General features: G+C 68.6%; 22 protein-coding genes, 1 tRNA gene and 1 pseudogene. 11 read left to right on the top strand and 13 right to left on the bottom strand.

Going from position 1 to position 22,617, the window contains the following annotated elements; translation table 11 throughout:
- Positions 1 to 70 precede the first annotated feature (70 nt).
- From N4G47_RS02290 to N4G47_RS02270, 5 genes are all read right to left on the bottom strand, one after another.
- A complete protein-coding gene (locus tag N4G47_RS02290; protein WP_005415400.1) occupies positions 71 to 1,030 on the bottom strand; it encodes a ribose-phosphate diphosphokinase in 960 nt (319 codons plus the stop codon).
- A gap of 139 nt (positions 1,031 to 1,169) precedes the next feature.
- Positions 1,170 to 1,246 (bottom strand) — tRNA-Gln (locus N4G47_RS02285).
- An 11-nt stretch (positions 1,247 to 1,257) separates the two neighbouring features.
- The gene (gene ispE / locus N4G47_RS02280) at positions 1,258 to 2,127 is read right to left on the bottom strand and encodes a 4-(cytidine 5'-diphospho)-2-C-methyl-D-erythritol kinase (protein WP_475285005.1); all 870 of its coding nucleotides are present in this window, start codon (positions 2,125 to 2,127) and stop codon (positions 1,258 to 1,260) included.
- The gene (gene lolB, locus N4G47_RS02275) at positions 2,124 to 2,783 is read right to left on the bottom strand and encodes a lipoprotein insertase outer membrane protein LolB (RefSeq protein WP_475285003.1); all 660 of its coding nucleotides are present in this window, start codon (positions 2,781 to 2,783) and stop codon (positions 2,124 to 2,126) included. The genes ispE and lolB overlap by 4 nt, the downstream gene beginning before the upstream one ends.
- A complete protein-coding gene (locus tag N4G47_RS02270; RefSeq protein WP_475285001.1) occupies positions 2,780 to 4,465 on the bottom strand; it encodes a tetratricopeptide repeat protein in 1,686 nt (561 codons plus the stop codon). Before N4G47_RS02270 ends, lolB begins: the two co-directional genes overlap by 4 nt.
- Positions 4,466 to 4,528: 63 nt before the next feature.
- On the opposite strand from N4G47_RS02270, the gene hemA reads away from it, so the two are divergent.
- From hemA to ppk2, 4 genes are all read left to right on the top strand, one after another.
- Complete coding sequence (gene hemA / locus N4G47_RS02265; protein ID WP_475285000.1) at positions 4,529 to 5,812, top strand: glutamyl-tRNA reductase; 1,284 nt, start codon at positions 4,529 to 4,531, stop codon at positions 5,810 to 5,812.
- Complete coding sequence (gene prfA / locus N4G47_RS02260; protein WP_409460940.1) at positions 5,790 to 6,872, top strand: peptide chain release factor 1; 1,083 nt, start codon at positions 5,790 to 5,792, stop codon at positions 6,870 to 6,872. The genes hemA and prfA overlap by 23 nt, the downstream gene beginning before the upstream one ends.
- 4 nt (positions 6,873 to 6,876) lie before the next feature.
- Complete coding sequence (locus N4G47_RS02255; RefSeq protein ID WP_475284997.1) at positions 6,877 to 8,589, top strand: O-linked N-acetylglucosamine transferase, SPINDLY family protein; 1,713 nt, start codon at positions 6,877 to 6,879, stop codon at positions 8,587 to 8,589.
- 176 nt (positions 8,590 to 8,765) lie between these two features.
- Positions 8,766 to 9,548, top strand: coding sequence for a polyphosphate kinase 2 (ppk2, locus tag N4G47_RS02250; RefSeq protein ID WP_107229942.1), 783 nt, complete (start codon positions 8,766 to 8,768; stop codon positions 9,546 to 9,548).
- Positions 9,549 to 10,095: 547 nt separating this feature from the next.
- Here ppk2 and N4G47_RS02245 read toward each other — a convergent pair.
- Both N4G47_RS02245 and N4G47_RS02240 read right to left on the bottom strand, forming a co-directional pair.
- Positions 10,096 to 10,671, bottom strand: a complete 576-nt coding sequence (locus N4G47_RS02245; RefSeq protein WP_475284995.1) for a TlpA family protein disulfide reductase — start codon at positions 10,669 to 10,671, stop codon at positions 10,096 to 10,098.
- Entirely contained in the window at positions 10,668 to 11,942 is a 1,275-nt protein-coding gene (locus N4G47_RS02240; RefSeq protein WP_107229940.1) for a YihY family inner membrane protein, read from the bottom strand. The genes N4G47_RS02245 and N4G47_RS02240 overlap by 4 nt, the downstream gene beginning before the upstream one ends.
- A gap of 77 nt (positions 11,943 to 12,019) precedes the next feature.
- On the opposite strand from N4G47_RS02240, the gene wrbA reads away from it, so the two are divergent.
- The 3 genes from wrbA (at position 12,020) to N4G47_RS02225 (ending at position 13,510) form a co-directional block, all read left to right on the top strand.
- A complete protein-coding gene (gene wrbA / locus N4G47_RS02235; RefSeq protein WP_329833165.1) occupies positions 12,020 to 12,613 on the top strand; it encodes an NAD(P)H:quinone oxidoreductase in 594 nt (197 codons plus the stop codon).
- Positions 12,610 to 12,945 carry a DUF2069 domain-containing protein gene (locus tag N4G47_RS02230; protein WP_107229938.1) on the top strand — a complete coding sequence of 112 codons (336 nt, stop codon included), beginning with the start codon at positions 12,610 to 12,612 and terminating at the stop codon, positions 12,943 to 12,945. The genes wrbA and N4G47_RS02230 overlap by 4 nt, the downstream gene beginning before the upstream one ends.
- Positions 12,946 to 13,024: 79 nt before the next feature.
- On the top strand, positions 13,025 to 13,510 hold the full coding sequence (locus N4G47_RS02225; protein ID WP_010481766.1) for an asparaginase domain-containing protein: 486 nt from the start codon (positions 13,025 to 13,027) through the stop codon (positions 13,508 to 13,510).
- A gap of 88 nt (positions 13,511 to 13,598) precedes the next feature.
- On the opposite strand, the gene N4G47_RS02220 is transcribed toward N4G47_RS02225, so the two are convergent.
- The 3 genes from N4G47_RS02220 to sufT form a co-directional block, all read right to left on the bottom strand.
- Positions 13,599 to 15,338, bottom strand: coding sequence for a S8 family peptidase (locus tag N4G47_RS02220; RefSeq protein WP_107229937.1), 1,740 nt, complete (start codon positions 15,336 to 15,338; stop codon positions 13,599 to 13,601).
- Between the two features lie 449 nt (positions 15,339 to 15,787).
- Positions 15,788 to 16,882, bottom strand: a complete 1,095-nt coding sequence (locus N4G47_RS02215; protein WP_475284992.1) for a branched-chain amino acid aminotransferase — start codon at positions 16,880 to 16,882, stop codon at positions 15,788 to 15,790.
- 59 nt (positions 16,883 to 16,941) lie between these two features.
- Complete coding sequence (sufT, locus tag N4G47_RS02210; protein ID WP_004144911.1) at positions 16,942 to 17,493, bottom strand: putative Fe-S cluster assembly protein SufT; 552 nt, start codon at positions 17,491 to 17,493, stop codon at positions 16,942 to 16,944.
- Between the two features lie 122 nt (positions 17,494 to 17,615).
- Here sufT and N4G47_RS02205 point away from each other — a divergent pair, with 122 nt between their 5' ends.
- Positions 17,616 to 18,035: a hypothetical protein gene (locus N4G47_RS02205; RefSeq protein ID WP_107229935.1), complete on the top strand. Its 420-nt coding sequence runs from the start codon at positions 17,616 to 17,618 to the stop codon at positions 18,033 to 18,035.
- 101 nt (positions 18,036 to 18,136) lie between these two features.
- Here the strand turns inward: N4G47_RS02205 and N4G47_RS02200 are convergent, their stop codons facing one another.
- Together N4G47_RS02200 and N4G47_RS02195 are read right to left on the bottom strand one after the other, a co-directional pair.
- Positions 18,137 to 19,597: an NAD(P)(+) transhydrogenase (Re/Si-specific) subunit beta gene (locus tag N4G47_RS02200; protein ID WP_475284989.1), complete on the bottom strand. Its 1,461-nt coding sequence runs from the start codon at positions 19,595 to 19,597 to the stop codon at positions 18,137 to 18,139.
- Positions 19,594 to 19,914 carry an NAD(P) transhydrogenase subunit alpha part 2 gene (locus N4G47_RS02195; RefSeq protein WP_475284987.1) on the bottom strand — a complete coding sequence of 107 codons (321 nt, stop codon included), beginning with the start codon at positions 19,912 to 19,914 and terminating at the stop codon, positions 19,594 to 19,596. The genes N4G47_RS02200 and N4G47_RS02195 overlap by 4 nt, the downstream gene beginning before the upstream one ends.
- A 97-nt stretch (positions 19,915 to 20,011) precedes the next feature.
- Here N4G47_RS02195 and N4G47_RS02190 point away from each other — a divergent pair, with 97 nt between their 5' ends.
- The 3 genes and pseudogenes from N4G47_RS02190 to N4G47_RS02180 all read left to right on the top strand — a co-directional run bounded on the left by N4G47_RS02190 (position 20,012) and on the right by N4G47_RS02180 (position 21,383).
- Positions 20,012 to 20,596: an RNA polymerase sigma factor gene (locus tag N4G47_RS02190; RefSeq protein WP_475284985.1), complete on the top strand. Its 585-nt coding sequence runs from the start codon at positions 20,012 to 20,014 to the stop codon at positions 20,594 to 20,596.
- Positions 20,593 to 20,919, top strand: a complete 327-nt coding sequence (locus tag N4G47_RS02185) for a hypothetical protein (RefSeq protein ID WP_475284983.1) — start codon at positions 20,593 to 20,595, stop codon at positions 20,917 to 20,919. Before N4G47_RS02190 ends, N4G47_RS02185 begins: the two co-directional genes overlap by 4 nt.
- 3 nt (positions 20,920 to 20,922) lie before the next feature.
- Positions 20,923 to 21,383: pseudogene (locus N4G47_RS02180) on the top strand (DUF3106 domain-containing protein).
- 102 nt (positions 21,384 to 21,485) lie between these two features.
- Here the strand turns inward: N4G47_RS02180 and N4G47_RS02175 are convergent.
- The gene (locus N4G47_RS02175; RefSeq protein ID WP_475284981.1) at positions 21,486 to 22,565 is read right to left on the bottom strand and encodes an NAD(P) transhydrogenase subunit alpha; all 1,080 of its coding nucleotides are present in this window, start codon (positions 22,563 to 22,565) and stop codon (positions 21,486 to 21,488) included.
- Positions 22,566 to 22,617: the final 52 nt, after the last annotated feature.

Genomic DNA, 22,617 nt, shown 5'->3' with positions numbered 1-22,617 from the left:
GGTTGAAGATGCTTCCGCGACCAGAAGCATCCGGGGTGTGCCCCCACCGTTGCCGGCAGGGGCGAAAAACTCAATCGACGTACAGCGAACTGACCGACTCGCCGAAGGCGATGCGGCGCATCGTTTCGGCCAGCATTTCCGCCACGCTCAGCTGGCGGATCTTGCTGCACACGCGCGCGGCGTCCTTCAGCGGGATGGTGTCGGTCACCACCAGTTCGTCCAGCTGCGAATTGGTGATGTTGTCCACCGCCGGGCCCGACAGCACCGCGTGGGTGCAGTAGGCGGCGACCTTGAGCGCACCGCGCGCCTTGAGGGCAGCGGCAGCGGCGCACAGGGTGCCGGCGGTATCGACGATGTCATCGACCATCACGCAGGTCTTGCCTTCGACGTCACCGATGATGTTCATCACGGTGGAGACGTTGGCGCGCGGGCGGCGCTTGTCGATGATCGCCAGATCGGCGTCATCCAGGCGCTTGGCCACCGCACGGGCGCGGACCACGCCACCCACGTCCGGCGAGACGACGATCAGGTTCTCGGTGCCGTAGGCGCGCCAGATGTCGGCCAGCAGCAGCGGGGACGCATACACGTTGTCCACCGGAATATCGAAGAAGCCCTGGATCTGGTCGGCGTGCAGGTCGACGGTCAGCACGCGATCAGCGCCAGCGGTGCTGAACATCTTCGCCGCCAGCTTGGCGGTGATCGGCACGCGCGAGGAACGCATGCGGCGATCCTGGCGCGAGTAGCCGAAGTACGGCACCACGGCGGTCACGCTGGCCACCGATGCGCGCTTGAGCGCGTCGATCAGCACCAGCAGTTCCATCAGGTTTTCCGCGCTCGGCGCACAGGTCGGCTGGATCACGAACACGTCCTGCTTGCGGACGTTCTCTTCGATCTCCACCTGCACTTCACCATCGGAGAAGTGCGAGACCAGCGCCTTGCCCGGGCGAACCCCCAGTTCCTTGCAGATGTTCTGCGCCAGACGTTTGTTGGCGTTGCCGGAAAAGACCAGCAGGTTCGGGGACTCTTGCATCATGATTGTCTCGGGCGGGGACGAGTGGCGGGGATCCGGGGTCGGCAAGGACCCGATGGACCCTTGCTGCTGACAACACCGCGGTTGTTTCCACGTCCCGCGCAGGTGATGCGCTGGAAGGCGCGGACACAGCCGCTATTGGCAGGGGCGGTAGGATTCGAACCTACGAATGCCAGGATCAAAACCTGGTGCCTTGGGCCTCTTGGCGACGCCCCTGCATTGATAAATCAGTGTTGCTCGAGTGCATCCAGCAGTGGCGAACGCGCAACGCCCGCTGCCACCCTTGCCCGCAACTCCTTCGGCAACTTCGATCGTCCCTGCTCTGCAGCAGACTGCGACGCGAACTCGACGAAACAACCACTTCCCGAACCGGTCAGCCGCGCCGTACCGATGTCGCTCAACGCGGCGAGCGCTGCCTCGACGGCAGGCTCACGGCGGCGCAGCACCGGTTCGAACGCGTTCCCGACCAGGGTCCCGGAAGCGAAGTCCTCTATTTTCGCCACTGGGCTGTCGCGCGTCAAATCCGGGTCTGCGAACAGGGCCGGCGTGGGAACATGAACGCCCGGTTCAACCACCACATACCAGGCCGGGGCCAGCGTGATCGGCTGCAGCCGCTCGCCCACCCCTTCAGCCCAGGCATTGCGGCCACGCACGAACACCGGCACGTCGGCGCCCAGCCGAAGACCCAGCGCAGCCAGCGCATCTTCGTCCAGGCCGACCTGCCAGAGCCGGTTCAGGGCGACCAGCACAGTGGCGGCATCCGATGAGCCGCCACCGAAGCCACCGCCGGCAGAAACATGTTTTTCGACGATGATGTCCACGCCTTGCGCGACATTGGCAACATCTTTCAGCAATCGCGCGGCACGAACCGCGAGATCGTCAGCTTCGGCCACGCCAGCCAAGCCCTCGCCCTGCCGGCCCACCTGGCCGTCTTCACGCAGGCGCAGGCCGATGCGGTCGCCCCAGTCCAACAGGCGGAATACGGTCTGCAGCTCGTGGTAGCCATCGGCACGGCGGCCGGTGATGTGCAGGAACAGGTTCAGCTTGGCCGGGGCCGGCCACCAGGACCAGCCCGCGTCGTCGGCTACCCCACTCATGGGGCGCCCTGCCCCCACTGGTCCACCAGCAGGCGCACCTTGGCGTCGCCATTGCTGGCCTCGATCCGGCGCGGCAGCGCCGGCCGTCCGGCGTCGGCCGGGTACCAGTCCAGGTACTGCACCTGCCAGCCCATCTGCTGCATGCGGCGCGGCCGGCCCTCGCCATCGCGTTCGACGGTCTCGGGGCCGGCGGCGTCACCGGCCACCAGCCCGCGGATCCACTCCGGCAGCTGGTTGACCGGGATGTCCCAGCCAGTCGCTTCCAGCAGCAGCTGCTGGGCGTCCTCACCGTCGCGTGGGCCTCCCGCCAGCCCTTCCAGGCGGCCGGCTTCGGAATGGGTATCGCCGGTCAGCTTCCAGCTCTGCCGGGTCACCGGCGCGCTCAGTTCGACCACATAGCGCCGGCCTTCCTGCTTCCAGTCGATGCGGCCACTGCCGCCATCCTTGCCCTTGCTGACCGCGACCCGGCCCTGGAACGCCCAGTCCGGCTGCGCATGCAGGGCCGCCACGCGCGCCGCTTCGGCCTGCGCGGCTTCGGCCGAAACCGTTTCGACCACGGCCGGCGGCGCTGTCTTCTGCGTGCCCACGCTGGTACATGCGGAAACGGCCAGGGTCGCGGCCGCCAACAGCAGCGGCCGGATCAGGGAAACACTCATGGATTGAATTTCTCGCGGGCGCGCAGCAGCGCGCGGTTTTCAGGGTCGAGCTTGGCCGCTTCGTCGAAGAAGTGACGGGCCTCGTCATGCTTGCCCAGCACCCACAGCACTTCGCCGACATGGGCGGCGATCTCCGGGTCCTTGGCCAGGGTCCAGGCGCGGCGCAGCTGTACCAGCGCTTCGTCCTTGCGGCCCAGGCGATACAGCACCCAGCCGTAGCTGTCGACGATGGCGGCGTTGTCCGGCTCGGCCACGCGGGCGCGGTCGATCAGCTCCAGCGCCTCCTGCAGGCGCCCGGTGCGGTCGGCCAGGGTGTAACCGAGTGCATTCAGCGCCGGTACGTTTTCCGGGTCGGTCACCAGGATCTTGCGCAGGTCGGCCTCGGCGCGCGGGATGTCATCGCGGCGCTCCCAGGTGAGCGCACGCGCATACAGCAGGCCGTTGTCATCCGGGAAAGCGGCCAGGCCGCGGGCCAGCGCGTCCAGCTCACCGGCGCTGTCGTCACCGCGTTGGCGCAGTTCGGCTTCCAGCAGATAGGCGTCGCGGCGCACATCGTCATCAACGACCGCATCGGACTGGATCGCGTGCACTTCATCCAGCGCCAGCGGCAGGCGCCCGGCCAGGGCCTGGGCGTTGGCCGCACGCAGGCGCGCCTCGCTCAGCTCATCACCGCCGGGCACGCTGTGGTACCACTGCACCGCCTCGGGATAGCGCTTGAGGTACTCGGCAATCTTGCCCAGCAGCAGGCGCTGCGCCGGATCCGGCTTGGCCGCCTGCCGCGACAGTTCGTTGTACAGGTTGGACAGGGCAGCCTTGTCGCCCTGCTTGGCCAGCAGCGAGGCGCGCATGCCCCAGGTCTGCACGTCCTGCGGGCCGAACGCCAGCACGCGCTCGGCCGCGGACGGCTGGCCAAGGCTGTCGTAGGCGATGGCCACCGCGTTGCGCAGCTCCGGGTCCTGCCGGGTCTTGGGTTCGACGTCGTGCAGCAGCGACAACGCCTTGTCGGTCTCCCCGGCCTGCTGCAGCTGGCTGGCCCGCAGCAGCGCCACGCGCGGCTCTTCGGGGAAGCGTTTGACCACTTCGTCGATCATCCGCCGCGCCAGTTCGGGCTTGTCCATGCGCAGGGCAAGGCGGCCGAACTCCTGCCAGGCCTCGATCTTCGGCGGAATGGCGTTGGCGTCGACCAGTTCGCCCAGCACCTGCGCCGGCACCGCCGGATCGCGACCGCCGCCGATCAGCGCGGCCAGGGCGAACTTCCAGCCGCGCTCGTCGGGGTCGGCCAGCAGCCCCTGCAGCTCGGCGCGCGCGGCCTTCACATCACCCTGGCGCATGGCCAGCGCACCGGCCGCACTGCGCATGGTCAGCGAACTGGGGGCGCGCTTCTGCCACAGGGCCAGGCCCTTGGCGGCGCTGGCATCGTCGTTGGCCAGCATGGAGATACGGGTGGCACGCTCGGCCAGGCCGGCGTCGCCGTCGGTCTGCTGCGCCGCCTGCAGGTACCAGCGCGCGGCCTCGGCCAGCTTGCCGGCCTGCAGGGCGAACTCACCGGCCATCACCGGTTCCAGCGCCAGTTCCTCAGTGGCCGGGACCCGTACGGGCGCCTTGGCCGGCACCGCCGCCAGGGCCTGGCCGCAGGCCAGGGACAGCAGCAGAACACTGGGGATGCGAATCAATGCGGGCATCGTCGGCATCGGGGCCTTAAAATGTCGTCCAATGGCCAGCAGCTTATCGCAAGCAACTGAACAATGACCCTGTGGGTGCTCGGACTGAATCACCAGACCGCACCGGTGGAGCTGCGCGAGCGCGCGGCCTTCGCCGGTGAGGCGTTGCCGCGCGCGCTCGGTTCGCTGCGCGACACTCCGCAGATTGCCGAGGCGGTGCTGCTGTCCACCTGCAACCGCACCGAACTGTACGCCGTGGCCGATTCGGCACAGGCGCTGGACCAGTGGCTGCACACCCAGGCCGGCGACCTGCAGGGCTACCTGTACCAGCACGCCGATGCCGAGGCGGTACGCCACCTGTTCCGGGTCGCCACCGGGCTGGACTCGATGGTGCTGGGCGAGCCGCAGATCCTGGGCCAAGTGAAGGATGCGTGGTCGACCGCGCGCGACCACGGCCTGCTCGGCCAGCGGTTGGACCGCCTGTTCCAGCAGACCTTCTCTGTAGCCAAGCGTGCGCGCACCGATACCCAGGTCGGCGCCAACCCGGTGTCAGTGGCCTCGGCGGCCGTGCGCCTGGCGCAGAACGCGTTCGCCCGGCTGGACGACTCCACCGTGCTGCTGGTCGGTGCGGGCGAGACCATCGAGCTGGCCGCGCGCCACCTGAGCGAAGGCAAGGTGCGGCGGTTGCTGATCGCCAACCGTACCCTCGCCCATGCCCAGGAGCTGGCCAGCCGACATGGTGGCGTGGCCTTGCCGCTGACCGAGCTGGACCGCCACCTGGCCGAGGCCGACGTGGTGTTCTCGGCCACCGCCGCGCGCGAGCCGGTGATCCATCGCGAGATGGTGGCCAAGGCGCTGCGCGCGCGCCGGCACAAGCCGATGCTGCTGTTCGACCTGGCCGTGCCGCGTGACATCGAATCGGAGGTCGGCACGCTCAACGATGCCTTCCTGTACACCGTCGATGACCTTGAACGCGCGGTGGAAGACAACCGCCGTGGCCGTCGCGAGGCGGCCGCCGAAGCCGAGGCGATCATCGACCTGCAGGTGTCGCGCTTCGTCGAGACCCAGCAGGCCAGCGCCCACCAGGCTCCGCTGCGGCAGCTGCGCGCGTTCGGCGAGGCCACACGCGCCGAGCTGCTGGAGCGCGCGCGCCAGCAGCTGGCCAACGGCAAGCCGGCCGATGAAGTGCTGGAACTGCTGGCCCATGGCCTGACCAACCGCCTGCTGCACCCGCCCACCGCTGCGTTGCGTGCGGCCGCATTGAGCGGCGATGCCGACCTGACCCGCGCCGCGCAGCGCCTGTTCCCGGCCACGCCGGGTTACCACCATCCCTCCGTGAGACCCGATGACGCCGACCCTGCGCCGTAAGCTGGAAGCGCTGGCCGAGCGCCGCGAAGAACTGGAACGCCTGCTCGCCGAACCCGATGTGGTCGCCGACAACACCCGTTTCCGCGACCTTTCGCGCGAATTCGCCCAACTTGAACCGGTCGCCACCGCACTCGCCGACGAAGCCCGTGCCAAGGCCGACCTGGCCGCCGCCGAAGGCATGCGCGCCGACCCCGATCTGCGCGAGCTGGCCGACGAGGAAATCACCTCCGCACAGTCTCGCCTGCAGGAGCTGGAACAGGAACTGGCGCTGCTGCTGGTGCCGCGCGACCCGCGCGATGAAGGCAACCTGTTCCTGGAAGTGCGCGCCGGCACCGGCGGCGACGAAGCGGCGATCTTCGCCGGCGACCTGTTCCGCATGTACGCCCGCTATGCCGAGCGCCAGGGCTGGAAGGTCGAGATCGAATCGGACAACCCCGGCGAGCATGGCGGCTACAAGGAAGTGGTGGCGCGCGTGGTCGGCCGTGGTGCGTTCTCGCGGCTGAAGTTCGAATCGGGCACGCACCGCGTGCAGCGTGTGCCGGCCACCGAATCGCAGGGCCGCATCCACACCTCTGCCGCCACGGTGGCGATCATTCCCGAAGCCGACGAAGTCGATGACATCGTCATCAACCCGGCCGACCTGAAGGTGGATACCTTCCGTTCGTCCGGCGCCGGCGGCCAGCACGTCAACAAGACCGAATCGGCGATCCGCATCACCCACGTGCCCACCGGCGTGGTGGTGGAGTGCCAGACCGAGCGCAGCCAGCACGCCAACCGCGACAAGGCGATGAAGCGACTGAAGGCGCAGCTGCTCGATGCCGAGCGCCAGCGCCAGGACGCGGCGCAGGCCGAATCGCGACGCCTGCAGGTCGGCAGCGGCGACCGCAGCCAGCGCATCCGCACCTACAACTTCCCGCAGGGCCGGATCACCGACCATCGCGTGGAAGGCCTGACCCTGTACGACCTGCCCAACATTCTGGCCGGCGATCTCGACCCGCTGCTGCAGCGGCTCAGCCACGAGCACCAGGTCGACGCCCTGGCCCAGCTGTCGGCGGGTTGACCCGATGTCGGCCTGGCAGCAGCGGCAGCACCTGCAGCAGGCGATCGCACGCCAGCCCGGCGACTTCGTCGCCTGGGTGATGCTGGCCGACCTGGAACTGGAAGCCGGCGACATCGCTGCCGGCGAACAGGCCGCGCGACGCGCGCTGCAACTGCGCCCGAACCATCCGGAAGCGCTGGCGCGGCTGGGCCGTGTGGCCTGGATGGCCGGTGCGCATGCCGATGCGGCGAAGCTGCTTGGCCAGGCCTCGGCGCTGGCCCCGCAGCACCCGGGCATCGCACTGTGGCTGGGCCATGCCCTGGAAGACGCCGACGATGCCGAAGGCGCGGCTGCGGCCTATCGGCGCGCGCACACGCTGATGCCGGCCGAGCCTTACATCGCCGCCCAGCGCCTGGCCTGGCAGCGCCGCCTGTGCGACTGGCAGGATGTGGACGCGCTGGCCGCTCAGGTGCGTGCCGCCGCAGCATCCGGCCAGGGCGTGGTCGAACCGTTCGCCTTTCTCAGCGAGGACGCCAGCGCCGCAGAGCAATTGGCCTGCGCACGTACCCGCGCACTGGCCGTGGCCGCCGCGGTGCGGCCCTTGCCGCCGGTGACGGTGCGCGCGCGTGGCCCGCTGCGGGTCGGCTTCCTTTCCAATGGCTTCGGCGCGCATCCGACCGGGCTGCTGACCGTGGCCCTGTTCGAACAGCTGCGCCACGACCCGGCGTTGCAGCTGCATCTGTACGCATTGAACCGCGATGACGGCAGCCGCATCCGCCAGCGCCTGCAGGCGGCGACCCAGCTGCACGATGTAACAGGGCTGCGACACGCTGACACGGCTGCACGCATCCGCGCGCACGGCATCGACCTGCTGTTCGATCTGCGTGGCTGGGGCGGTGGCGGCACCCCGGAGGTGCTGGCGATGCGCCCGGCCCCGCTGCAGGTGAACTGGCTGGCCTACCCGGGCACGTCGGGCGCGCCGTGGATGGATGCGGTGGTCGGCGATGCCTTCGCCCTGCCACCCGCACTGGAGCCGCACTACAGCGAACGTGTGCTGCGCCTGCCGCGCGCGTTCCAGCCGTCGGACAACACGCGCGTGCTGGAGCCAGCGCCGAGCCGTGCCGACTGCGGCCTGCCCGCGCAGGGCGTGGTGTTCTGCTGCTTCAACAACAGCTACAAGCTCAACCCGCGCAGCATGGGCCGCGCCTTCGCGGTGCTGCAGGCGGTGCCCGGCAGCGTACTGTGGCTGCTGTCCGGCCCAGGACAGGCCGATGCGCGGCTGCGTGCGGCCGCACAGGCCGCCGGCCTGGATCCGGCGCGCCTGGTGTTCATGGCCAAGCTGCCGCATCCGCATTACCTGGTCCGCTATGCGCTGGCCGACCTGTTCCTCGACACCCATCCGTACAACGCGCATACCACCGCGTCGGACGCGCTCTGGGCCGGCTGCCCGGTGCTGACCTGTCCCGGCGAGACCTTTGCCGCGCGCGTGGCCGGCAGCCTCAACCATCACCTCGGCCTGGCCCGGATGAACGTCGCCGACGATGCCGCGTTCATCGCCACCGCCAGTGCACTGGGCAACGACCCGGCGACGCTGGCCGCGCTGCGCGCTGAACTGGCGCAGGCACGCGAGCGCAGCGGGCTGTTCGACATGGGCGGGTTTGCCCGCGATCTGTCGGCGTTGCTGCAGCAGCTGGCGCGCGAGCACGGCTGGTTGGGAACAGAGGCGTCGGCTGGGTAACGTCGATTGGATGACGTCGACTGGGTAGAGTCGACTGTTAGTCGACTGCCCTAGGGGCAGAACGCAAAACCCCGCGCTGCGCGCGATAGTCGACTGACAGTCGACTCTACCCGGCATCGACATCACCTGAGCGCCGCCTGCGCTACGCTCGGGCTTCCTTCCCGCGTGGTGTGACGATGGCCAAGCTCAAGCGCAAGGACTACGACGAACTGCTGCTGCCGCTGCAGCTGGAACTGACCGCGATGGCGCGCTGGGTGCAGCACAGCGGGCAGCGCCTGCTGGTGCTGTTCGAGGGCCGCGACACGGCCGGCAAGGGCGGCGCGATCCAGGCCATCAGCCAGCATCTCAACCCTCGCCAGTGCCGGGTGGTGGCACTGCCCAAGCCCACCGACCGCGAAGCCACGCAGTGGTATTTCCAGCGCTACGCCGCGCATCTTCCGGCCGCCGGCGAGATCGTGCTGATGGACCGCAGCTGGTACAACCGCGCTGGCGTCGAGCGGGTGATGGGCTACTGCAGCGAAACCGAGTACCAGCAGTTCCTGCGCCAGGCGCCGGTGTTCGAACAGCTGCTGGTGGACGACGGCCTGCTGCTGTTCAAGTACTGGCTGTGCGTGGACCAGGAGCAGCAGGAGAAGCGCTTTGCCGAACGCCACCTCGATCCGCTGAAGGGCTGGAAGCTCTCCCCGGTGGACCTGAAATCGCGCAGCAAGTACAGCGCCTATACCGAAGCCCGCGAGGCAATGCTGCGCGCGACCCACCGCGAGGCAGCACCTTGGACGCTGGTGGATTTCAACGACCAGCGGCTGGGCCGGCTGACCCTGGTGCGCAACCTGCTGGACCGGCTGCCGGATACGCGCGTGGATGCGCCGTTGCCGGAGCTGCCGAAGCTGAAGGGCAAGCTGCATCGTGAGCACTACGACGTGCTGAAACCGATCGAGGACTTTCCGGTCGAAGACTAGGGGTTGTTCGGCAGGGCCTGCGGCCCTGCACCTGCTACGAACCAAGGCAACAGCAACAGCCGAATCAGAAGCGGCTTACCTGTGGGTAGGCGGGGTGGGTCCGGTTGCGGGGGCCGCTGCAAGTACGTCCATGTAAGCTCGGTCGCCGCATCCATGCGGCTCACGCCCCCGCAACCGGACCCACCCCGTCTTCGACAGTTCTCCGCGATCTGTCGGCATTGCTTTCTGTAGATCCACGCCATGCGTGGATGCTCTTTGTTCAATTGTCGAAGTATTCGAACTCGATGGAGATTCATCCACGCATGGCGTGGATCTACCAGATCGCAGAAATCTGTCAGAGGTGGGGCGGTGTCGGAGTGCGGGGTGTCAGCCGCATGGATGCGGCTGCCAAGCCTACATGGACGTACTTGCGGCGTCCCCGCACTCCGACACCGCCCCGCCACCACACCGAAATCGCGCTTTGGCTGTTGCTTTGGCTGTTGCTGAGGTTGCCGGCCAGCGGCCGGCACTACCGCGGGTGCAGGGCGCAGCCCTGCCGATACCCCACCTACTTGGCAGCGGCGATCTGCTTTTCGATGTCGGCGGCGGTCACCGGGCCGAGGAAGCTGTGCGCCAGCTTGCCCTGCGGATCGATGAGATGGGTCAACGGCAAACCGCGCGGCGTGGCGAAGTCGGCCGGCGGATCGTAGGGATCCACGATCACGATCGGATAGGTCACCGGATGCTTGGTCAGGAACGCCTGCATCTCCGGCGCTTCGATGTCCTCATAGGCCAGCCCGACCACTTCGATGTTGCTGCGCATCGCATGCAGCGCCGACAGCTCCGGCATTTCCTTGCGGCACGGCGCACACCAGGTCGCCCAGAAATTCACCACCACCCACTTGCCACGATGCGCGGCCAGGTCGTAGTCGCTGCCGTCCACCGCCTTCATCTTCAGCGTCGGGAACTCGGCGGTGGTGCGCTCGGCCGGGGTCTCTGCCACCGGTGCCGGCGTGGTCGGCGTCGGTGCCTGCGCCGGTGGCTGGCTGCTGGCCGGGGTCGGCTCCTGGGCCGGTTTGCAGGCCGCCAGCGCCAACAGCAGGGCCAGCGGGAGCAGCAGCGGCAACGAGGTCTTGCGGGTCATGGGGTGTCTCCGGAATCGGGATAGATATCGCTGACCTTGCGCTTGAGGCGTTCGCGCAGGGGCAGCCGCAATTCGTCCAGCGCCGCCAGCGCGGCGCGGCCCAGGCTGTCGTCGCGGTACGGCAGATGCTGTTCGGCCACCGGGATGCGCAGCTGGGTGCATTCGTACAGATCGGCCAGGCTGACCTGATCCAGGTCGCGCGACAGCAGCCACTCGCCGCGCTCATCGCGGCGCAGCAGGCCGATCTCCTGCAGGTTGCAGGCCAGATCCTGCAGCAACGAGTCGGTCAGCATCGGCTCCAGCCGCAGGATCTCGTCATCGGCCAGACCCCGGCCCTGCGCACGCGCATGATGGAAGCGCCCAAGCAGGCGCAGCAGACCGTAGAACTCGTAGCCCTGCGGCAGGCGCAGCTCAACCGGCTGGTAGCGGAAGGCGGCCATCGACGAGGCCAGCGACGCGCCCAGCAGCACCGCCACCCAGCACAGGTAGATCCACAGCAGCAGGATCGGCACGAAGGCCACCGTGCCGTAGAGCTTCTGGTAGGACTGGAAACTGCCCAGGTAGGCGCCGATGCCCCACTTCACCACCTCCAGGATCACCGCGGCCAGGATCGCGCCGGGCACCGCATGCCGCCATTTCACCGTGTGGTGCGGCACCACCCGGTACATCAGGGTGATGCACACGAACTCGATCAGGATCGGTGCCAGCCGCAACGCCAGCTCGGCCAGCCAGCGGCCCTCCTGGGTACCGAACAGGGGCATCGCAAACACCCGCGCCGACACCGCCAGTGAAGCGGCCGCCAGCATCGCGCCCAGGGTCAGCACGGTCCAGTAGACCAGAAAACGGGTCAGCTTGGGCCGGGTCGAGCCGACCCGCCAGATCTGGTTGAAGGTCTCTTCCACACTGTTGAGCGTGATCAGCAGCGATACCACCAGCGCGATGAAGCCGGCGGCGGTGAGCTGGCCGGCACTGGCCGAGAACTGCCGCAGGTAGCCCTCGGCCGCGCGCGCGGCATTGGGCACGAAGTTGGAGAAGACGTAATCGCTGAGCTGATCGCTCCAGCGGTCGAAGACGGGGAAGGCCGAGAGCACGCCGAACACCACGATGGCCAGCGGCACCAGTGCGAACACCGTGGTGTACGCCAGCGCCGCCGCTGCCTGGAACAGGCGGTCGTCGAGGAAGCGGTGCCACAGGAAGCGGCCGAAGCTGATGGCCCGTGCGCGATCCCGCGCGCGCTCCATCCACAGGTTGAGCGTATCCAAAGGTTCCATCGGTGGAAGGGTACCCGATGCGGAATGCTGGCAGGATAGCCATACTGGGGGCCACACGACGAGGAGAAGCGGGCACGATGGGCGAGATTCTGGTGCTGTACTACAGCCGGGGCGGTTCGGTGGCACGGCTGGCGCGCCAGATCGCGCGGGGCATCGGCGAAGTGCCGGGCATGAGCGCGCGCCTGCGCACGGTGCCGCCGGTGGCCGCGGTGACCCAGACCGCGCAGCCGCCGGTGCCCGACGATGGCGCCCCCTATGTGAGCGTGCAGGACCTGGCCGAGTGCCAGGGCCTGCTGCTCGGCAGCCCGACCCGCTTCGGCAACATGGCCGCGCCGGTCAAGCACTTCCTCGATGGCCTGGGCGCCGAGTGGGTCAACGGCACCCTGTCCGGCAAGCCGGCCGGTGTGTTCACCTCCACCGCATCGATGCATGGCGGCCAGGAATCGACCCTGCTGTCGATGCAGGTGCCGCTGCTGCACCACGGCTGCGTGATCGTCGGCATTCCCTTCACCGAACCGGCGCTGAGCCACACCACCAGCGGCGGCACGCCCTACGGCGCCAGCCACGTAGCCGGTGCCGCCGACGACCCGCAGCCGACCGACGACGAGGCCGTGCTGGCGCGCGCGCTGGGCCGGCGGGTGGCCGATATCGCGCAGCGGCTGGCCCGATGAGCGCCGCGCCGCGCACGGTCCTGCTGCTGGCCCTGATGGGGCTGGCCGCGCTGTTCGCCGGCTGGTTCATCAATGACAAGCACTGGCTGGCCACCCAGCTGGTGTTCACAGCACCGCCGCTGCTGCTGGCCGTGGCGCTGCGACTGGGCTGGCGCAAGGCCGGTTTCTGGGCCTCGGTGCTGGCGCTGGGCTGGTTCAGCCATGGCGTGATGAGCGCCTGGAGCCACCCGGAAACGCGCTGGCTGGCGCTGATCGAGATCGCACTGGCACTGCTGGTGATCTTCAGCGCCAGCCTGCCCGGCCTGCGCGCCCGCTTCGGCAAGCGACGCTGACGCTGCGCCCGCTGGGCCGTATCATCTGCATTCCTGGCCCCGCGCCGCAGTACCTGTCCTGGTTTCGCGCATGCACATGATGGAAGAGCTCCTGGTCGTCACCACCGGTGGCACGATCGACAAGATCTACTTCGACGACAAGTCGGACTACCAGATCGGCGATCCGCAGATCGGTATGATCCTGCGCGAGCTGGGCGTGACGTTCCGCTTCAACGTGATTCCGATCCTGCGCAAGGACTCGCTGCACATCAACGATGAGGACCGCGAGCTGATCCGCGCCACCATTGCCGCGCAGCCGACCCGTCACGTGCTGGTGACCCACGGCACCGATTCGATGGTGCAGACCGGCAAGGTGCTGGCGACGATCCCGGACAAGACCATCGTGATGACCGGCGCGCTCAGCCCGGCGCGGTTCCGTGGTTCGGATGCGGAGTTCAACATCGGATGCGCGATCGGCGCGGTGCAGTCGCTGCCGAGCGGCGTGTACATCGCCATGAACGGCCGCATCTTCGATCCGCAGCACGTGCGCAAGAACGTGGCAGCAAACCGCTTCGAATCGGTTTGAGGAACCGCGTGCCGACCAAGGTCGGCACCTACCAGAGCAAAAACGCCCCGGCCGAAGCCAGGGCGTGCCCTTGGAGAGGGTCTTGGGCTCAGTACTGGGCGTTGAGGGTCACGCCCGAGAAGGTGCTGTATGCCTTCACCCGTACATACCAGGTGCCGGCGGCCGGGCTGTTGATGGTGCAGGTTTCGCTGTTGCCGCTCAGGTACGGACGGCAGGTGTAGGTGGTATCGGTCGGGGCACTGCCCTGGCGCACGTACAGGTCGGCATCACCGCTGCCGCCACTGATCGCCACGCGCAGCTGGGTGCTGCCGGCCGGAACGGCGACGGTGTAGTTCAGCTCGGCACCGGTCGAGGCGCCCAGGCCGGTCACCGGCACGTTGTTCTGCAGAACGTTGCCGCCCGGATTGGTGCCGCCGCCATTGATCGCGGCGGCCACCGCCGCGTTGGCATCGATGATGCCGGCGCCGCAGCCACCCGAGCAGGCGCCCGGCAGCGGACGGGCCGTGCTCTTGATGATGCTCTCCACCTGCGCCGGGCTCAGCGGGCTAGGGGCGACCGACTGCATCAGCGCAACCACGCCGGCCACGTGCGGGGCCGCCATCGAGGTGCCGTTGTAGGAGGCGTAGCTGGCGCTGCCCGGGGTGGTGGTGCCGGTGTTGAGGGTGGACAGGATGCTCTGGCCCGGGCCGGAGATATCGATGCCGGCGCCGTAGTTGGAGAAGCTGGCACGCGCACCGGCCGAGGTGGTCGCGGCCACTGCGATCACGTTCGGGCAGTTGGCCGGCACCGAGCTGGACACGTTGGCGTTGCTGTTGCCGGCGGCAACCACCACGGTGGTACCGCGGCCGACCGCGCCGTTGATCGCGTTCTGGTAGGTGCTCGAGCAGCTGCCACCACCGCCCAGCGAGAGGTTGATCACCTCGGCCGGATTGGCATTGGCCGGCACGCCGCTGACGGTGCCGCCGGAGGCCCACACGATCGCGTCGGCGATGTCGGAGGTGTAACCGCCGCACTTGCCGAGCACGCGCACCGGCACGACCTTGGCGTTGAACGCGGTGCCGGCGACGCCGCTGGCGTTGTTGGTCACTGCCGCCACGGTGCCGGCGACGTGGGTGCCGTGCCAGCTGGAGTTGGAGGCCGGAATGCCCGAGCCGCACTCGTTGGCGCCGTACCAGTCGCCTTCGTCGTTCGGGTTGTTGTCGCGGCCACCGCCGTCGCGCGCCATCGCCGCATCGCTGATGAAGTCATAGCCGGGCAGGATGTTGGCGTTCAGATCGGGGTGGTTGGTGATGCCGGTGTCGATCACCGCCACCACCACGCCAGTGCCGGTGGACTTGTCCCAGGCCGGCTGGATGTTGATGCCCGCGTTGGACGTACCGAAGCCCCACTGTTCGCTGAAGCGGGTGTCGTTGGGGGTCAGCGTGGCGCGCATGATCTGGTCGACCTCGACGTATTCCACGTTCGGGTCGGCCGCCAGCTTGCGCATCAGCAGTTCGGATTCGGCCTGGTCAAGCGGACGGTCGGTCCTGACCAGGGTCGGGCCGACGGCCAGCTTGCGGACTTCCTGCAGGCCCAGCGCGCGGCCCTGGCTGCTGGCCAGGCCGGCGGCGGCGCTCTTCAGCGAAGAAGCCAGCGCGGTGGTGTTGGCCACCGGGGCGCTGCCATCACGGTACTTCACGATGAAACGCTGGTGCGTCGGTGCGGACTGCAGGCCGCTGAGCTGGACATCACCGGCCAGCGCAGGCGTGGCCAGCAGCAGCGATGACAGAACGGACGCACCAAGGACCACCCACACTCGACGCACACGCGGTTGCGTTACCTGGGACATCGTATTTCCCTTTCTTGTGGTGTGAATGCCGGAATCGGCAGAAGCACCGGCCCGAACCATGGGCTGGCTTGCATTGGCGAGGTTCGGAAGACCGGTGAGTCAGCGGATCCCCCTATTGATCCGCCGTGCAGACGACGCTAATGACCAAAACCGGACACCACAAGATTTTCAGTGTCTTTTCAGCAAGATGAAATGTTCGTTCTGAGACTTTTCGGGTCGAGGGTTTGTGAAGGTGAAGGAACTTTCTCGCGTCCTGCACGCACCTGACTGGGTCATCACGTGTCCTGTGATGACTTTGCCGACATCGGCGTCCGCTGATTCGGGGGTCAGATCCCTTTTCCGCAGGGGAGGGATCTGACCCGGGGCCGAAACGCAGAAAGCCCGTCACGGGGACGGGCTTTCCGGAAGAGCCGTCGAGCAAGCTCGACGCTACCGATCCATGCGGGCGATCAGCCCAGCTTGACCAGCCAGTTGTGGCGGTCCGGCAGGCGGCCGTACTGGATGTCGGTCAGCTCCTTGCGCAGCGACATGGTCACTTCGCCGGCCGGGGCGTTGATGTCGCCGACCGAGAAACCTTCGCCCTTGAGCTGGCCGATCGGGGTGACCACCGCAGCGGTACCGCAGGCGAACACTTCGGCGATCTCGCCCGAGGCCACGCCCTGCTTCCACTCGTCGATGCTGACCATGCGCTCTTCAACCTTCATGCCGCGGTCGCGGGCCAGCTGCAGGATGCTCTCGCGGGTGATGCCCTCGAGGATGCTGCCGGACAGTTCCGGGGTCACCAGCGTGCCGTTCCTGTAGACCAGGAACACGTTCATGCCGCCCAGTTCTTCCAGGTACTTGCCTTCGACCGGGTCGAGGAACAGCACCTGCGAGCAACCCTGCGCCTGTGCCTTCTGCTGCGGCAGCAGCGAAGCCGCGTAGTTGCCGCCGCACTTGGCGGCGCCGGTGCCGCCCTTGGCCGCACGCGCGTACTCGGTGGACAGCCAGATCGACACCGGGGCAACGCCCTTGGCGAAGTACGGGCCGGCCGGGCTGGCGATGACGTAGTAGCCGGCCTTGTGTGCGCCACGCACGCCGAGGAAGGCTTCGTCGCCGATCATGAACGGACGGAAGTACAGGCTCGACTCATCGGCCGACGGCACCCAGGCGCTGTCCACGGCGATCAGCTGCTTCAGCGATTCAACGAAGATCTCCACCGGCAGTTCCGGCAGCGCCAGGCGCTGCGCCGAACGCTGCAGGCGGCGGCCGTTGGCGTCCGGGCGGAAGGTCCAGATCGAGCCGTCAGCGTGGCGGTAGGCCTTGATGCCTTCGAAGATTTCCTGGCCGTAGTGCAGCACGGCTGCGGCCGGGTCCAGCTGCAGCGGGCCATAGGCACGCACGTTGGCGTTGTGCCAGCCGGCGTCCTTGTCCCAGCGCACTTCCACCATGTGATCGGTGAAGTGCAGGCCGAAGCCGGGCTTCTCCAGGATCTGGGCGCGCTCTTCAGCGCTGCGCGGGTGGTCCGAACGGGTGACGGCGAAGCTGGGAATGGACTGGGACACCGGAGGATTCCTGTTCTGGTTGCGGGTAGTGCCGGGCCCGCGTCACTGCGGGCCCTGGGTCAAAGCATGCCGGTCTCGAGCCGGGCCGCTTCGGACATCATGTGCTGGTTCCACGGCGGGTCGAACACCAGCTCGACGTCGGCCTCGGCCACCGTGGGGATCATTTCAAGCTTGCTGCGCACGTCGTCGACCAGGATGTCGCCCATGCCACAGGCCGGCGCGGTCAGGGTCATCTTCACGTCGATCTCGCGCTGGCCCTCGTCCAGATGCTTGATCTCGACCTCGTAGACCAGGCCCAGTTCGACGATGTTCACCGGAATTTCCGGATCGAAGCAGGTGCGAAGCTGCTGCCATACCAGCTGTTCCACCTGTTCATCGGTGGCGTCGGCGGGCAGTTCCAGCGGTGCCGGCGCCTCCTTGCCGATGGCATCACCGTCCTTGCCGGCAATGCGGAACAGGTTGCCCTCGACGAACACCGAATAGCTGCCACCGAGCGCCTGGGTGATGTACCCATAGCTGCCGGCGGGCAGGGTCACGGTATCGCCCTGCGGGACCATCACGGCCTCGCAATCGCGCTCGAAGTGGACAGGTTCACTGCTACGGGAATACATGGGGACCGATATGGGGCCGTGGCTGCAGCCACGCAAGCACGCATTCTAGCCCAGCCGCCCTGCCCCCGCCGGTGCACCGCGGCAAACCACAGTATCCTGTGGGTGATCTTCAGGGAGCTTCGATGTCCTCCAATGCCGCGCGTGCCAGGACCGTGACCTGGCTCTGGCCCTTCATGCTGTTGCTGGGCCTGGTTGTTGCTCCCCTCGCCTGGCTGGTGCTGGCGCTGATGACCGGCCGACAGGTCGGCTGGATGGCGGTGGTGACCGCCCTGGAACTGGTGTTCATGCTGCGCCTGGGCACGCTCGGCCCCGGCCGGCTGCGCATCGCCCTGGTCGTGCTGGGCACCCTGCTGGTGGCCGCCGTGGCCAACTGGACCATCGCCAGCGCCTGGATGGGCGGCTCGATCGGGCTGGATCTGTGGGACGCCACGATGCGGATGGGCCCGCACCTGGCCTGGACCCTGGTCACCCTGGCCAATGGCGCGATGGAGTGGCTGTGGTTGGCGCTGGGTGTGGCCGTGGGCGCCTGGCTGGCGCGCTGAGCGCGTAGATCCACGCCATGCGTGGATGGGGTGGTAGTGCCGGCCGCTGGCCGGCAGAAACGTGCGGACCAAGGCCCGCACCCACCGGGAGCAGCCGGATCTCAATGCCCGCCGTCGAGCGCCTTCAGCTCGCTCACCAGCGAGGCCGCCGCTTCGGCACCGTCGCCGTACAGCATGCGCGTGTTGTCGGCGTAGAACAGCGCATTCTCGATGCCGGCAAAGCCGGTGCCCTTGCCGCGCTTGATCACCACCACGTTGCGCGCGTTGACCACGTCCAGCACCGGCATACCGTAGATCGGGCTGGCCGGGTCGGTGCGCGCCACCGGGTTGACCACATCGTTGGCGCCGATCACCAGCACCACGTCGGTGTTGGCGAACTCGGGGTTGATGTCGTCCATGTCGGCAATCAGGTCGTAGGGCACGCCGGCCTCGGCCAGCAGCACGTTCATGTGCCCGGGCATGCGCCCGGCCACCGGGTGGATGGCGAACTTCACCTTGACCCCGCGCTGGCCCAGCCGCTGCGCCAGCTCCCAGATCTTGTGCTGCGCCTGCGCCACCGCCATGCCGTAGCCGGGCACGATCACCACGCGCTCGGCAAAGGCCATCATCGCGGCGACGTCGGCCGCGTCGATCGGCTTCTGCGAACCGCTGATCGCCTGCGCTTCGCCACCGGCCGTGCCGCCGAAGTTGGAGAACAGCACGTTGCGGATCGGCCGGTTCATCGCCTTGGCCATCAACCGGGTCAGCAGGATGCCGGCCGCGCCCACCATCATGCCGGCGATGATCAGCGCCTCGTTGCCCAGCACGTAGCCTTCGAAAGACACCGCCAGGCCGGTGAACGCGTTGTACAGCGAGATCACCACCGGCATGTCGGCGCCACCGATCGGCAGCGTCATCAGCACGCCCAGCGCCAGTGCCAGCACGAAGAAGGCGACGATCGCCCAGGTGCTGAGCGTGCTGGCGGCGATGATCGCCAGCACCACCACCGCCAGCGCCACCATCAGGTTCATCACCTGCTGGCCCGGCCAGGTGACGCGCTTGTCGAGGCGGCCATCAAGCTTGGCCCAGGCGATCACCGAGCCGGACAGCGACACCGCGCCGATGGCCGCGCCGACCACCGCCAGCAGCAGCACCGTGCCCGACGGCTGGCGCGCGGCCAGGTCGGCCAGCGCCTGCGCGCTCCAGTGCGTGGTGTCGCGGTGGGCCAGGAAGGCATAGCGCAGCAGTTCCACCGCGCCGATCGCCGCCGCCGAGCCGCCGCCCATGCCGTTGTACAGCGCCACCATCTGCGGCATGTCGGTGATGGCGACCTTGCCGGCCGACCACCAGGCCAGGCCGGCGCCGAGCAGCAGCGCCACCAGGATCAGCGGCACGTTGTGCAGTTCGGGCAGGAAGAAGGTGGCCACGGTGGCCAGCAGCATGCCCAGCCCGGCCCAGCGGATGCCGCTGCGCGCGGTCAGCGGCGAGGCCATGCGCTGCAGGCCGAGCAGGAACAACGTGGCAGCCACCAGGTAGCTGGCCTTGACCAGCCAATCAAGCAGTTCAACGGTGCTGATGTTCAAGCCTGCGGCTCCTTCGGTTCGTCCTTGGCGCCCTTGGGCGCACTCGGCTTGAACATCTCCAGCATGCGCGCGGTGACCACATAGCCACCGGCGGCGTTGCCGGCGCCGAGCACCACGGCAAGGAAGCCCAGCACCTTTTCCAGCGGCGTCTGCGCGTGCCCCAGCACCACCATCGCGCCGATCAGCACGATGCCGTGGATGAAGTTGGATCCGGACATCAGCGGGGTATGCAGGATCACCGGCACCCGCGAAATGATCACATGGCCGGCGATGGCCGCCAGCATGAAGATGTACAGCGCCACGAACCCGTCACTCACTGGCAACGCTCCCGCTCTGTCTTCGTCGCCCCATCATAACCACGGGCTGAACCTGGCGCGCATCCGGGTCAACCGATGCCGCGCTCACGCGTTGTCGATGGTGACCCCGAGCGAGGAACCGTACCCTGTGCTGGTGAGCAGCCCTGTCCCCCCGAGCGCCGAGACCGATGCCCTGCCGGCATCGCTGGAGGCGTTCCTGGCCGGCGTCGGCCCGCGCGCCTTCCGCTTCGCCGAGGCCGGCCTGCGCCAGCGCGACGACGCCCTGGACGCGGTGCAGGATGCCCTGCTGCGCATGCTGGATTACGCCGACAAGCCGGCCGCCGAGTGGGCGCCGCTGTTCTGGAGCATCCTGCGCCGGCGGGTGATCGACCTGCAGCGCCGGCGCCGCTTCCGCCTGCCGTTCTGGCGCGACAACCAGGACGCCGAGGGCGGTGAGATCGACTGGGCCGACCCTGGCCCGGGCCCGGCACAGGCGCATGAGCAGCGCCAGCAGTACCAGCAGCTGGTGGAGGCGTTGCGCACCCTGCCCGCCCGCCAGCGCGAAGCCTTTACCCTGCGCGTGCTGCAGGACCTGGACGGGGCCACCACCGCCCGCGCCATGGGCTGCAGCGAAGGCGCGGTGAAAACCCACCTGGCACGCGCCCGGCAGGCGCTGCAGGATTACCTGGAGACCCACCCGTGAACCGCTCCCTGCCTTCCGATGACGCCCTGCGCAGCCTGCACGCGCAGTCGCTGCAGGCGCTGTCGCCGGCCACGCTGGCGCGCCTGCGCCAGGCCCGTCACGGCGCCCGCGCGCACCAACGCGGGCGCCTGCGCTGGTGGCTGGCCAGCGCCTGTTCGCTGGTGGTGGCACTGGGCATCGGCCTGCAGTTCACCGGCCATGGCACCCTGGTGGGGCCCGCGCCGGCACCGGTGCTTGCGGCGGCGGAAGACAACAGCGCACTGTACGACGAGAATCCCGATCTGTACCTGTGGCTGGGCGACACCGACCTGGCGATGGAGTGAACCATGCCCCGAATCAACCTCCTGCCGCTGCTGCTGACCCTGTCGCTGCTGCCGGCCGTCCCCGCGCTGGCGCAGAGCGCCGCCCCCACTCCGGCCGCACGTCCCGCACCGGCCGCGCCGCTGCCGGCGTGGGAGCAGCTGAGCGAGGCCCAGCGCGAATCGCTGCTGGCCCCTTGCGCGACCGCTGGAACAGCGCCGATGCCGGCCAGCGCCAGCGCATGCTCTCGCATGGCCAGCGCTGGCAGTCGATGAGCCCGGAAGAGCGCGACAAGGCCCGCCGGGGCCTGCGCCGCTTCGAGCACATGAGCCCGGAACAGCGCGAGCAGGCCCGCGCCCTGTTCGGACAGATGCGCGATATGCCGCCGGCGCAGCGTGAAGCGCTGCGCGAGCGCTGGTCGCAGATGACGCCGGAACAGCGCAGGGACTGGGTGCGCGACAACCCGCCGCCGGCCAAGCCGAGGTAAAGGCAGCGTTCAACCCTTTGTAGAGCCGAGCCCACGCTCGGCTGCTTTGTCGCGCCTGCGCAAGCCGAGCATGGGCTCGGCTCTACAGGAGGCATATCAGGTTCACGCCTGCCAGCGGGTCTTGGCCAGCAGCTCGTCCTCCCAGTCGAACGCCAGCTGGCCCTCGCGCACGAACAGCGCGACGAAGTTCAGCAGATTGCGCCCATACATTTCGCTGGCCTGGGTCGCGCCACGGCTGGCCAGGCCCAGCGGGCCATCGATGGTCACGCCCTGGTGTTCGATGCACTGCCCGGGTTGGGTGAGCGCACAGTTGCCGCCACTTTCGGCGGCCAGATCGACGATCACGCTGCCGGCGGCCATGCCTTCCACCATCGCGGCGGTGACGATGGTCGGGGCCGGGCGGCCCGGCACCGCCGCGGTGCAGATCACCACATCGACGCTGCGCAGGTGGTCGGCCAGGCGGCGCTGCTGCTCGGCCCGCTCCTCGTCGGTCAGCGCACGTGCGTAGCCGCCCTCGCCCGCCGCACTGACGCCCAGGTCGAGGAAGCGCGCGCCCAACGACTGGATCTGCTCGCGGGTTTCCGGGCGCACGTCGAAACCTTCCACCTGTGCGCCGAGACGGCGCGCGGTGGCAATCGCCTGCAGCCCGGCCACGCCGGCACCGATCACCAGCACCTTGGCCGGACGCACGGTGCCGGCGGCGGTGGTCAGCATCGGGAAGAAGCGTGGCGCGCGTTCGGCGGCGATCAGCGCGGCCTTGTAGCCGGCCATGCCGGCCTGCGAACTGAGCACGTCCATCGCCTGCGCACGCGTGGTACGCGGCAACTGCTGCAGCGGGAACAGCCGCAGGCGGTCGTCGGCCGCCAATGCGGCCAAGGCCGGATCGGCCGCCGGCGCAAGCAGGCCGATCACACTGGCCGCGGGCTTGAGCTGCTGCAACACGGTCGCCGGCGGCGCCTGTACGCACAGCAGGATGTCGATCTCCGGCCAGCGCGCGGCGTCGAACGCGCGTGCGCCTGCATCGTCATAGGCGGCATCAGGGAAGCCGGCAGCCAGGCCGGCGCCGGCTTCGTACCAGACGGTGATGCCCAGTGCGCCCAGCTTCTTCGCCGTTTCCGGCGTCAGCGCCACGCGCCGTTCGCCCGGCGCGGTCTCCTTGATCCCCAGCAACGCCACGGCCATGCAGGTCCCCGCTGATCGGTGAGTTTTCCCGATCCTAGCAGGCGGCCCGTGC

It is taken from the genome of Stenotrophomonas sp. GSD10 (assembly GCF_056172695.1).
Note: the sequence above shows the minus strand (reverse complement) of the source record. Positions and strands in the feature narration are given on the sequence as shown.